The organism is Flavobacterium sp. (assembly GCF_027484205.1).
Lineage (GTDB): Bacteria > Bacteroidota > Bacteroidia > Flavobacteriales > Flavobacteriaceae > Flavobacterium.
Window position 1 is genome coordinate 423103 of the sequence record NZ_JAIXUB010000015.1, and the last position, 12978, is coordinate 436080.

Here is a 12978-nt window from a genome sequence, read left to right on the forward strand (position 1 = left end):
TAATATTATTTTATTGGAATTTGGATTTTTATTATTGGATTTTCTCACTTTTACTCCTTCACAATCTTAACCACTTTTTCTTGATTTTGACTTATAATTTTTACGAAGTAAATTCCTTTAGAAAGATTACTCATTTCAATTTCGGTTTGTAAATCATTTACTTTTTGTGCAAGTATTTTTTGTCCTAAAACAGAAGTTATTTCTATAAAATCAATAGTGTTTGAATTAGTTATAGTAAAATTATTTTTTACAGGATTTGGAAAATAATTCAAATCAGTGAAAGCAAAATTTTGGTTGGATAAAGTTGCAACAAACTCAGTTGTGCAAACATTAGTTACAATTGCTGGATTAAAATCGAAATAAATATTAGCATAATTCGGAATAATATCACCAATAGCATAACCCGATTTTGGTTTTATTTGGAACGTAATGTAACCATGACCAATAGTCGCACTTCCATTTGATGGAGGTAAATTAATTCCATTGAAACGCCATGATAAATTTGCTCCATTTCTATTCAATACATAATTGTGAGACGAAGCTACCATTACAATTGAATTTTCATCAAGTTTTGAATCTAAAAAATCATCAACTTTTATATTTATTGCATTTGCTGTACCTGTATTTTCAAATCTGATGGTATAAGTTAAAAAATCATTTGATGTAAATGTGGAATAAACAATTCGTCCACCATGAGTTTCTTGTTTGTCATTTGGATCATAAGAACCAACAATAGTTTGTGTTAAACTTGAAGTGTTATTTGAAACAAGTACATCACTTGCAGGAATTGTAGTAGAAACAGAGTTAGTAAGTTGTTGTCCCAAAGCCACAGTTGGAATAGTTGGCACTTGCATTGTTACAATTATAGAACGAGTTTGAAAAGGCAATAAATTTGTAAAACTGTAAGTAAATCCTGTCGGAGTATTAGTTACTGTTTGGCTTACTCCTGTAATAGTAACATTAGCATCTTTAGTAAAAGTTGCCGTTCCTGATGGAATTGTTTGTGTTCCGTTATTTCTTATAAAAATAATATTATTATAAGTAAAACCGGGCATTGGTGGAACTGAATTACTATATAAAGTAACTCCTAAATCAGTAAATGGATTGTACTGAACAGGAAAATTATAAGTTGTAATTCCAGAACCTGTAGTTACTGTTACATTAGAATAGGTTGTAGTACAAGTATATAGTGGTGTTGTGTAATAGGAATTACCAACAACAAAACTAAGATTGTAAAGTGTTGATGGATTTGATTCATATAAATAGGCAATATTACTAGGATTTGCAAAAATATAATTTGGAGAACCACCATTGATTGTATAAGCAAATGAACCATAATATCCTGAGTTTGTTTCGCCTGAGTCTTGAATTCCGTTATTATTTGTATCTAAAAACGCATTTAATCTAATACCATCAGAAATAGAAAGATTGAATGAATTTGAAACACTTGAATTTACAGTTGCTCCATTATTTGTTCCTGTTGATGTAACAGTTGTATTTACCGTGTGTGTATTTATATCGTTTTGAGTTATAACATGTGTTCCTGTAAAAGTTGTGCTATTTGTTGCTCCTGAAGCTAAAGTTGCTAAAGTTCCACCATATATTGTAACATTAGGACTTGATAAGCTAATATTTGTAGCTGAAGTAGATTCATTATTAGTTACAGAATATTGATAATTAACAACATCACCAACATTTACAAAACCATCACTATTGAAATCATTGTATGTTGGAGTAATATTTATTATTAAATTGTTTTGAACAACAATGGTTGCAGTTGCAATATCACAATTTGTGGGATTTAAAATTTCACAAATTTGATAAGTTACAGTATAGGTTCCACTTGAAATTCCGCTTCCGGCATTTAATGTAATCGTACCATTTGGGTTTAAAATAAAGGCAGGATTTGACATCGAGGATACGGTCAACGTTATTTGGTATGGCAAAACGGGTACACCATTTAAAGTATCATTCAATAATATAGTTGGAGTTGTTCCACCAGTTGTAGCATCAAGAGTAAACGCTCCGTCATTAACAGCATCTATTGGTGCGGCAGTTACATAAACATATATATAACCAGTATCACAGTTTGAAGAATTTGCTGTTTCACAAATTTGATATTGAATAGAGTAATAACCCGCAGGAGTTCCAGGGTTTATAATAAACAATCCACTTGGCTGTATAAAACCTACAGTTGAGCTTACGATAGATACAGTAACATTACTAGAATTTACAGGCGAACCGTTTAGCGTATCATTAGAAAAGACATTCGACCATGTTCCACCAGTAAGACCATTTATAATTGACGGAACATTATCATCATTTGCTACAATCTGCCCAAAGGAATTTGAAGAAATAAATAAAACGAATAAGAATAAAGTGCAAGTGTAAAGTTTTCTCATAATCAAACAATTAGAAAACAAATGTAGAAAAATGAGTGTTAATTTTATTGTAAATATCGATAAAATGCAAGTATTATCGTCAATCTATTACTTCAAATACAAACAATGATTATAATAATCAATAATAGCTTTACCTTGAAGTAAAACATCAGCGCCAATAATGCCGTCAACTCGTTTGGCTTTGTGTTGTGTAAGTGCAAAATTTACATGTGATAAATCAAAAATTACTAATTGAAATTCAGGATTTTTCCATCGTCCTAATTGTAATTTATTATCATTACTTTGTTGCGTAAACATACCTATTGCACCAGCGCCAGCAGCTTTTGTTTTTGATTTTTGTGCAACCAAATTAAACTTTTCAACACTTTCAAAACCCACACAACTGTTGCTTGCACCTGTATCGAGAATAAAATTCCCTTTCACACCATTTATTGTTCCTTTAATTAATAAATGTTGGGTTTTAGAAACTTTAAAATTTATTTTTTTGTAGTTATTTTTCTTTAGAGTCGTTTGGAATTCTTCCATTTTTTAAAAAGTTTGAAAAGCAAAAATAAACCAATTAACCCACCAACAATTGAAATCCAAAAGAAATAATTTGATGAAGAAGAAGATTTGTTTTCCAATGTTCCATAATATACAAATGCACTCCAATAGTAAGGCGATTTTTTAGCACTTGGAATAGTATTATCTTTTAAAAAATTGAGTTTTGCATTGTGAATAGCATCAAAATAGGATTGATTTTTACTAATGTTAGTATAGAAATTGGTCATCAAAACCGAAGTCGTAAAATCGTTTACTTTCCATAAAGAAAACAATAAGTTTTGCGCTCCAGCAAACTGAAATCCTCGTGCTATACTCATTGCACCTTCCGCTTTATAGAGTTTTCCAATACCGGTTTCACAAGCACTTAAAACTACTAAATCTGGATGAACTTCTAAGTTATACAATTCAGAATATAAAATTTCATTATTGATAAATTTGATACTTGCAGGATCAATAATGTCGCCAGAATCTGCATGCGTAGAAAGATGAAGTATTGAAAAACTAGATGCATTTGAAGTGAAATTTTCAAATGTTGCTTCGGTTTTTGACAAATATTTTCCTTTAAATTTTTTTTGAATGGCTTCCATTTCTTTTTTAGAAAAGGCTAATTCTAAATTAGTGTTTTCAAAAATTGGAAACACACCAAGAACCGTTTCTTTATCATGTTTAAACGGAATAGAATTCAAATAAAAAGTTGCCGAATTATTGTACCCAATTCTGAATTTTTTTAACAGATAATGCATTTTGGCAAAATTTGTTGTTACAGATTCTTTCGTGATTAAAGCTTCAAAGGGTAAAAAAGTTAAAATGCCATCAGGAATAATGACTAGGTTTTTAGTATTTGATTTCTTAGGAAGTTTCAATAATTGATACAATGAAAAGCCATCATTATTGTAAGCAGCAACATTGTTTATAATTTTTTCACTATCAGAAAAATAATCAATAAATGATTTTATTTTTGTGATTGAAGTTGCATCATTTCTTATAAAATCTAATGTTATTTTTCCGTTTACTATTGTGAAAATATAGATTTTGTTTTGCCCAAAAAAGTATTCAACTAAAGTGCTGTTGTCTTTTTTTAGTTTAGAAAACAAATCATTAATTTCTAATGGTTTTGTTTCTTTTGTTTCTTCCGAAGTTTTAGATTTCAACAAAAGCATCAATTCATTTTGTTTTTTTATGGCTTCGTTTATTTTTGAAATATCGGCGTAATTTCCTTTTTTTTGTTCTCTTAAAATAATATTGTTCCAATCTTGCAATTGTTTTCGGATGGTTTTTTCTTGTCTCGAAATGGTTTTAGAATTGGATAAATAATCTTTTAAAACAGCTGATTTTGTATTTTCTGAAAGTAAAAATGCAGATACTATATAACTGATTTTCTTCTCTTTTTGATATAACTGATAATATATTTCTATACATTTTTCAGTACGATTTCGATTTCTTACTTGTGTTATAATTTTAGAGTTTTCGTATACTAAAACCGATTGAAATAAATTTTCAACATGAAACGAAAGTTGATGACATTCTAATGCTTTTTTAGGTTGGTTTTTTGCTAAAAATAATGCAGCTTGTAAATCAAAAGCATCTAAAAAAGTGGTTTCTGTGTAGAGCGAGTTTTTGTTTGGAAGAAATGATTTCTTTGCATCGTAATTTGGAATTAAAACTTTAAAAACTTCTAAAATTTTATTATTTGCCTCGGTTAATTTTTGTTGTTTGAATAACAAATTTGCTTCTTCTAAATAAAATTTGGCTTTAGTTCTTGGTTCAATATTTGAAAGTTTAGAAAACTCAATTTTAGCTTTTTCAAAATAATTAATGGCCGCTTTAATATCAGAATTTAATTTTAATTGGGATAAATTTCTATACGTTTTTGATAAATTTTCAATTTGTGTTTTATCATTTTTTAAAAGTGAAATTGATTTTAAATAAGCGTTTTCAGCTTTATCTAAATTAGTTGAATTGAAAGTTGAAAACCCTTGCGTTGAAACCAAATAATTATTACCTAAATTAGTATATAAATTTCCTTTTTGAATAGTTGATAATGATTCGGTTTTTATTGTTTTTTCTAGCAAATCAATAGCTTCAGAAACCTTTCCTGTGCTTTGATAAATGTTTGATAGATTAAGAATTGCAGCATATTTGTGTGCCGAACTTTCGGGTGAATTTACTTGAATTGTTGCAATATAAAAATACTGTTTTATGATGTTTTCTGCATTTTCATAATCACCAATAATGGTGTAAAGATTTCCAAGTGGTTTTAAGCAATATTCAATTATATCAAAGTCTGATTTGATTTTGTTTTTGTCATAAAGTTGCCATGCTTTTTCATAGCTTTTTATCGCATCTTGATGAGCGCCAATTTGTTTTTGATAAAAAGCTTTACTGCAACTTAAGAATACATATTCTAAAATTACTGCTTTGTTTTTTGAACTTTGAATGGTTTTAGAATTGCTTTTTTCAAACGATTCTAATTTTTTTAAACCATCATTATTTTGATTTTCTTGAAAAGTTTTTGTGGCAAAATAAATTTTTTCTTCTAAAGGCAATTGCTCACTTTGAGAAAAAGCAAGTTGTGTAAATAGAAGTAAAAACCAATACCTTTTTATCCACATGAGAATAAAATTATTCGAAACTTAAATAAATCTTTGTGACTTAGTGTCTTTGTGTCAAAAACTAGAACTTCCAAATGGCATAAAATTGCCAATAATTAAAGTCTTTTTCAAAAGTTTTATAATAGCGAATTCCAACACTTGGACCAATTCTTGCAAATCCAAAAGTAGCATCGGCAAAAACACTGGTTTGCATTTTTTCAAAAGCATTTGATTTTGTAGAAATAGAGGAATTATTTCTAAGTTCAACGATTTCATTTCCTACAGTAGGAGGTAAAGCAGCATTAAAAATGGCTTCATATACTAATCTTGAAGAACTTATTTCTTCATTTTGATTTAGTAATACAGAAAATTGTGGACCAAAACCAACACCAATAAAATTATTGATATTGTATCGAAGCGAAACTGGAACAATGTCCATATTTACTTTTGTTAATTTGCTTGAAGAATTTGTAGTTTCAAACCCAGCATCAATGACTGTTCCATTCGTCAATGTTATTGGTGGTGTGTATTGAACCAGTTCCAAAGGAGATGTTATTCCTGATGAATTACTTGTGAGCTTACTAAAATAAAGTTCAGATTGCCAGTAAAAACGATAGGATTTGTAGGGAGAAATTGTGGCTCCAAGAAAATAACTATCTGTTTTAATTGTTTTAGAAATCTCTTGAGAAACATTAGTTTTGTTTAAATCAGTATAAAGATTATATCCTGCTCGAACGCCAATTGAAATTCCTGGTTTGAAACGAGTTGTAGCGTAATTTGTAATTACGGGTTCGTTTTTATCAAAGAAAATAGAGGTTTTGCTTTTCGTTTTTACTTTATGAAAATCTTTAGCAAATTTCATAGAATACTTTACAAAACCTTTTGTAGAATCTTTTTCGGTTATATTTTTTTGATTACTTCCTGGAACATAAATGTTTTTAAATGTAAAGTGAATTTGTTTTTCTTTAATAATCGTGTCGAGGCAACTAATTTTTACCTCTTCACCTTTTGGACAAATAGGACATTTTGGATAAGAATCGACAATTTTTAAGGTTTTTTTGTCAAACATATCTGGAATATCAGTTTCTAGACGAATCATTCTCGCTGGACCTTCGCCATCGTTTTGAAAACGAGTTTTGAAATTTATGGTTTTAAAACGCACTGTTCTATAGTTCATCAAAGTAGCATTGCTAGACATCTTATTTGGATCATGAGAAGTTACAATTTCCATTTCAAGAGTTTTCTTTTTGTGGTTTTTGTAGTTTCTATCGGGAACATAAATGCCTCGCATTTTTACTGTGGCACTCGTGTCTTTAATCATTTCAGGAGTAGTTTTAAATGTCATAAAAACATTACGAGTTTCTTTAGCATTCATATTTTCAAATTCTAAAACTTTCGAATCTGAAAATAAGGCATTACTTTCTAAAAGTGTCATGTCTAAATTAGCATCGTCAATTTTAAAATTGTTTATGAAAGAAGGAATTTCTGTAGATGAAGCAACGTTTTCATAGGAGTTATTAAAATCATTGATCATTACAACACCGTTTTCATTAATCTCTTTTTCTCCAAAATGGGTTCGGGTTTCTAATAATTCAAAGTTTTTATTTTTGAATTCTTTATCGTTGTAAAACAGATATAATTTTCCGTTTGCAACATAATCTAAAGGATTTTGATAAGTTATAACAACTACAATTTCTTCATCGGGAATTGGTTCTCGATTTTTAAAAAGTAGAATAGAAGTGGTGTCTGCTAACGAAGCAATATCTTCATAATTTGTGTCAGAAATTTCATTTACGGATACTAGTTTTGGTCGTGTTTTTGGTGGTTTTCCATTGTCATAATTATTGGTAACGGAAAGATTTACTTTATAATCTGCTTTCTTTTTATAGACTTTTTTTGGCGTTGCTTCTTTGCTATAAGTTCCATCGCCAAATTCCCAAAAATAACTATAACTTGCTGGTGGCGCACCTGCAACTTGAATCAATGGTGGCGTTTCTGGTTTGAAGGAAACTAAATTTCCTTTTTTGTCATAACCAATAGTAGCTCTTCTTGTGATGGTATCTTTTACTACAGTTTGAGAAAATGAAAACATCGTAAAACAGAAAAATAAAAGAAGGTATAGATTTCTCATAATCAGAAAGTTTGGTTTGAATTTATAAAAATAGGAAAAAGCAATGAACTTGTTATTGTGTTTTTTGAAAAACTAGATTATGTTTTTAACCAATTTTCAAAAATGTTATAAATTAATAAGATAGTTTGTAGTTAATCAACTAAAAAAACATCCGTTATTTAACGGTATTTTTTTAAAAAAAAGAAAGTGATGAAGACTATCATCACTTTCTCAAAAAACTAATAATCTAACCTAACTATTATTTTATGGTAGTGCATTTATAGCAGCAACTAATTGTGCTTCTGTACCTAAAGTTGTTTCTCCCATGGTAAAAGTATAAACATCACCCGCAGCAATGGTTGCACTTTTTATAGCATATCTCCATTGTCCTGCTTCTTCTGTTGCAAAAATCACATGACATTCTAAACCAATTGGAATTTGACCGTAATGTTCTGAAAATTGGTTTGTTGCATCATTGTAAGTGTCTAATTTTGCTAATGTACTTGCTTCTCCATCATAGTGTAAATAAATCGCACTGTTTCCAAAGTTGTATCCGTTTGGTGCTTCAGCAAGAATAGTAGTTCTTGGTCTTGGATCATCATAAAATCGGTCAACATTTGTCCATCCAAAGCTGTTGAAAAAAGCATAGTATGGTGCGTTTAAAGCTGTTCCTTCAACAAAAACTCCGTTTTGACCTACTGGATCTGCTCCTTGTTCGTCCCAATCAAGATTTCCATTTTCATCAATTGTTCCGTCCCAAAGCGTCATTGTATTGTCAGCGCCACCAGTTAATGTTGATGGAATTAATAATTGCATTGGACAAGTGATGTCAAGTTCAACGCCACCTTGAGTTGCATTGATGTAAAATTCTCCACCAGAAACTAAAAGTCCCATATCTCCATTTGGCAATCTTCCCATTGTGGTTTTATCAGTTACAAGCATTGATCCTGCATCAAATAATTCTACAAATTCTACAGCTACACTTCCTGTAACGGGATTTCCATTTTTAGTTAAACAAGCTCCATCAATGGTAAATTGAACTCCTTTTTCTGATGTAAATGTGGTTGCGCCATCTTCTGCTACTAAAGTAAATTCTTGTGTTAAATTGTCTAAAGCAGTTTGTCTAATGTTTGCAAATTCTGCTGCGCTTGGTGCTGAATTTTGATTGTCGTTGTCGTCATTTGAACAACTTACTAATGCTATTGAAGCTAAAAGTACTAATCCGATGTTTTTTAAATTTGTTTTCATAATTTCTAATTTTTAAATTTTGTTTTATATAGTTATATCAACGATGGTTTTAATTTGTTACCCATTAATCTAAATTAATTTCATTTTTTTAAGATGTGATTTATTACAAAAGGTTGCTTTTAATTTTTATCTACTAGTAATAAGCAAAATCGATGTATGGAATTCCCATGTTTACAAGTGGACCGCCATTTTGGTAAAAATTAGCTCCTGTAATAGTCATTATTCCAAAAGTTTGAGGAAAACTAACCAATGCTCCAGGTTGATGTACAACTCGTCCAATAATGTTTCCAAAATTATTTCCGGCATTTGATAAAAGTATCGTTCTTCTAACAGTATAAGGTTGATTTGCAACAATCAATGTTGGAGGAATAGATACATAACTTGTATTTGCAGAAGAAAAAACATGACTTCCTGAGTAGATTACAGTGTTTGTATTTACATCAACAATTTCCATTAGATAAGGAACAGCAGCAATAGCAGGTTGACTTTGATAACCAATACTACAAATGGTTTTAGTTTGCGAAAATGTAAAAGTATATTCGTGAATTTCAGTATCAAAAGTGTTATTGTTTTGATGTCCTGGTAAAGCAACCACATTAGTGTATAATTGGTTGAAAATGGTGTTTGTTGAGTTACAAGGTGGAACAGGAATTGGATTTGTTCCGTTTGAGCAACTACTAATAATTATTCCTAAGATGAATAAAGTTACGATGTTTTTAAATGTTGATTTCATAATTTCTATTTTTAAATGTTGTTTATAGTGTTATATCAATTGGATAACGAATTTGTTACCCCAATTTTTAATTATTTTTCAAAATCTGTACTTTGAATAATTTTATAGTTCAAAATATCACCAGTACTTACTAATTCTATCATTCTTTTAGCTTGACTTTCTGAATTTGAAAATCCTTTTGCAGTTCCGTTATTAGTTGTTACTTCCCAAAAGAATAATCTCAATTTGTTTGAAGCTACTTCTTCTTTTACTTGAAAGAAACTTTCAATTTTTTTGTCAAGAACAACTTCACCTACAGTAACTAATTCAATCATTTTTTGTGCTTCTTCTAATGAAATTGCGGTTCCAGAATAGTTACCTTGTGTTGTTTTTACGTTCCAATCGTAAACTTCTTTAATTTGATCTCTTGATAGAGTTGCAGTTGTTTGTTTCGCCAGTTCGCTTAAGCTTGGGTCGATTGTGTTTGAAGTTGTTGTTACTTCTGTAGCATTGATGTTTGAAAATGTTAATGCTACGATTGCTAATGTTAAGATTGATTTTTTCATGATTTCTAAATTTTAATGTTTTTATTAATTGTTTGATTTTGTTTTCTATTGTTATATCAATTAGTGTTTTAAATTGTTACCCCATTTTTTTAAAAAAATTAATTTTCTTTTTTTGGTACTTTCTAAATCTCAATTGAAGAACTTTTCTTTATATCAATTGCTATTTTAAATTGTTACCCATGTAATCTGAATTTTTTTAGATTCCTTTAATTTTTTTTCGGAGAACTTTCAAAAACACTATTTCAATGAACTTTATAACACTATATCAACACACATTAAAATTTGTTACCCTATCGAACCAAATCTTTTTAACATTAAACAAAGGTTGTTCATTGAAACCTAATAATCTTCCGTTAAAACACCATTTGTTTATCCGTTGAAGAACCTAATTTTGTTGTTTCATGTATTTATTTTTACATTAGCAGTAAATAAGATACTTATGTCAGATAAAAATCTTCATCCCGATCAAATCTATATTGATGGATTGGAACAAAATAACTCTACCATCATTCAATCTATATATAAGAAGTTTGTTCCTAAAGTGAAAAACTACATTAGAACAAATAGTGGTGACGACTATCAAGCGCAAGATGTTATTCAAGAAGTACTTATTACTATCTACAATCAGGCAAAAACAAATGGTTTGCAATTAACATGTCCGTTTGATGCCTATTTTTTTCTATTATGCAAACGTCGTTGGTTGAACGAATTAAAAAAATCTTCTAACAAAGAGGTAACATTAATCGATGATAATGTATCTACAGATGAACCTGTTCAAGAAATGACACTTCAAACCGAAACTTTTGATGAAAAACAGTCACTATTTGACGAAATGTTTCAAAAGCTTGGGGAAAAATGTCAAGAAGTTCTCAAACTTAGTTTTATTACAAAAACTATGGAAGAAGTGGCAGAAAAACTCAATGTAACTTATGGTTATGTTCGCAAAAAAAAGTCACTTTGCACAGGTCAATTAACAGAAATGATACAACAATCACCTAGATTTCGATCTATAAATTACTAATGCTATGAACGAAGAAGTATACATCAGCTTTGAAAGTTATCTCAATAACGAAATGTCTCAAGCGGAAAAAGAACTGTTTGAACAGCGACTAAATTCTGATAATCAATTTAGAGAAAGTTTCAATTTGTATAAAGAAACAACAGCCATGTTGGAAAACAAATTTGATTCTAAAACAATTGATTTTAAAGAAAATTTAAAGTCAATTTCTAAAACCCATTTTTCTGAAAACAAAGAGGATAAATCTAGAGTTATCAACTTTAAACCATTCTATTATGCAATTGCGGCTTCGGTTGTTCTAGCTTTTGGAACTTGGTTCATGATGCAAGGAAATCCAGAATATGGCGATTTCAACCAACATGAAAATGCTTATTTTACAGAACGTGGTAGTATTATTAAAAATTTAAGATTGGCACAAAATGCTTTCAATGAAAAGAATTATAAAGCTGCCATCGAAAACTTTGAAATTGTACTCAAAGATTATGACAAACCCGAAGTTAGATTTTTCTACGGAATATCATTATTAGAAGAAAATAGATATTCCGAAGCAGAAACAAATTTTATTACTATTCAAAATGGGACATCAGTTTATAAAGACAAAGCCACATGGTATTTGGCATTATCTAAGTTAAAACAAAACCAATTTGATGAATGTAAAGACTACATCAAACAAATTCCTGAAGATGCTGAAGATTATGAAAAAGCTCAGAAATTGTTGAATAAATTAGATTAAATAATTTTGTAAAGTGTCTTCGAACTCCAGAAGTTTCGGGACAGACTGACAGTGGTTTTCTTAATTGGATTTTTAGGTTACGAAAAATCTTTAAATTCAATAAAATCACAATTGTCACACTCAGCTTGTCGAAGTACTTTTTTTATATAACATTTTCTTTCATTACTTTTGCAACTCGCAACTCGCAACTTTCAACTCGCAACCCGAAAATGATTTTCACCGATACACACACGCATTTATATTCTTCCCAATTTCAAGACGATAGAGTAGACGTCATTCAACGTGCCATTGATGCAGGTGTTTCACGATTTTTTATTCCGTCGATTGATTCAACGTATTCGCAACGAATGTATGATTTGGAAGCTCAATTTCCAGATAATATTTTCTTGATGATGGGTTTGCATCCTTGTTATGTGAAAGAAAATTATTTAGATGAATTGGCTCATGTAGAAGCAGAATTTGCTAAAAGAAAGTTCTATGCCGTTGGTGAAATAGGCATTGATTTATTTTGGGATAAAACTTTTTTGAAAGAACAACAATTTGCTTTTCAGCAGCAAATTCAATTGGCAAAGAAGCAAGGTTTAGGTATAAATATTCATTGTCGCGATGCTTTTGATGAAACTTTTGAAGTTCTTGAAGGTGAAAAAAGTGATGACTTGTTCGGGATTTTTCATTGTTTTACAGGTGATTTTTCTCAAGCAGAACGAGCAATTTCATTGGGATTAAAACTCGGAATTGGTGGAGTTGCAACTTTCAAAAACGGAAAGATTGATCAGTTTTTGAAAGATATCGATTTAAAACATATTGTACTTGAAACAGATTCGCCATATCTTGCTCCAAATCCGCATCGTGGCAAACGAAATGAAAGCAGTTATACGGTTTTGGTAGCACAAAAATTAGCTGAAATTTATAATCTTCCTATAGAAGAAATTGCTCGAATTACTACAGAAAATTCAAAGGATATTTTTGGGATTTGATCTTTTTTACATGAATTTAAAAGATTTTCACGAAAGTAGAATTAATTAATAAGCTTTCTAAATTTGTGTAATTTATTT

Annotated in this window: 10 protein-coding genes; 3 read left to right on the forward strand and 7 right to left on the reverse strand. The window is 29.8% G+C overall.

The genetic code is table 11. The features are described from left to right. Positions 1-50: 50 nt before the first annotated feature. The 7 genes from Q0049_RS08005 to Q0049_RS08035 all read right to left on the reverse strand — a co-directional run bounded on the left by Q0049_RS08005 (position 51) and on the right by Q0049_RS08035 (position 10172). On the reverse strand, positions 51-2402 hold the full coding sequence (locus Q0049_RS08005; RefSeq protein ID WP_298118422.1) for a T9SS type A sorting domain-containing protein: 2352 nt from the start codon (positions 2400-2402) through the stop codon (positions 51-53). Positions 2403-2489: 87 nt separating this feature from the next. After that, positions 2490-2927 carry a retropepsin-like aspartic protease gene (locus Q0049_RS08010; RefSeq protein WP_298118423.1) on the reverse strand — a complete coding sequence of 146 codons (438 nt, stop codon included), beginning with the start codon at positions 2925-2927 and terminating at the stop codon, positions 2490-2492. Further along, positions 2903-5557, reverse strand: coding sequence for a CHAT domain-containing protein (locus Q0049_RS08015; RefSeq protein ID WP_298118426.1), 2655 nt, complete (start codon positions 5555-5557; stop codon positions 2903-2905). The genes Q0049_RS08010 and Q0049_RS08015 overlap by 25 nt, the downstream gene beginning before the upstream one ends. Before the next feature lie 61 nt (positions 5558-5618). Next, positions 5619-7667, reverse strand: coding sequence for a PKD domain-containing protein (locus Q0049_RS08020; protein ID WP_298118430.1), 2049 nt, complete (start codon positions 7665-7667; stop codon positions 5619-5621). Between the two features lie 243 nt (positions 7668-7910). Continuing rightward, entirely contained in the window at positions 7911-8894 is a 984-nt protein-coding gene (locus Q0049_RS08025) for a hypothetical protein (protein WP_298118432.1), read from the reverse strand. 133 nt (positions 8895-9027) lie between these two features. Next, complete coding sequence (locus Q0049_RS08030) at positions 9028-9627, reverse strand: hypothetical protein (protein WP_298118435.1); 600 nt, start codon at positions 9625-9627, stop codon at positions 9028-9030. A 71-nt stretch (positions 9628-9698) separates the two neighbouring features. Further along, positions 9699-10172 carry a hypothetical protein gene (locus tag Q0049_RS08035; protein WP_298118437.1) on the reverse strand — a complete coding sequence of 158 codons (474 nt, stop codon included), beginning with the start codon at positions 10170-10172 and terminating at the stop codon, positions 9699-9701. 439 nt (positions 10173-10611) lie between these two features. Here Q0049_RS08035 and Q0049_RS08040 point away from each other — a divergent pair, with 439 nt between their 5' ends. The 3 genes from Q0049_RS08040 to Q0049_RS08050 all read left to right on the forward strand — a co-directional run bounded on the left by Q0049_RS08040 (position 10612) and on the right by Q0049_RS08050 (position 12900). After that, positions 10612-11193, forward strand: a complete 582-nt coding sequence (locus Q0049_RS08040) for a sigma-70 family RNA polymerase sigma factor (protein ID WP_298118440.1) — start codon at positions 10612-10614, stop codon at positions 11191-11193. A 4-nt stretch (positions 11194-11197) separates the two neighbouring features. Then, entirely contained in the window at positions 11198-11923 is a 726-nt protein-coding gene (locus Q0049_RS08045) for a tetratricopeptide repeat protein (RefSeq protein ID WP_298118442.1), read from the forward strand. A gap of 209 nt (positions 11924-12132) precedes the next feature. Continuing rightward, a complete protein-coding gene (locus Q0049_RS08050) occupies positions 12133-12900 on the forward strand; it encodes a TatD family hydrolase (RefSeq protein WP_298118444.1) in 768 nt (255 codons plus the stop codon). The last annotated feature ends 78 nt before the right edge of the window (positions 12901-12978 follow it).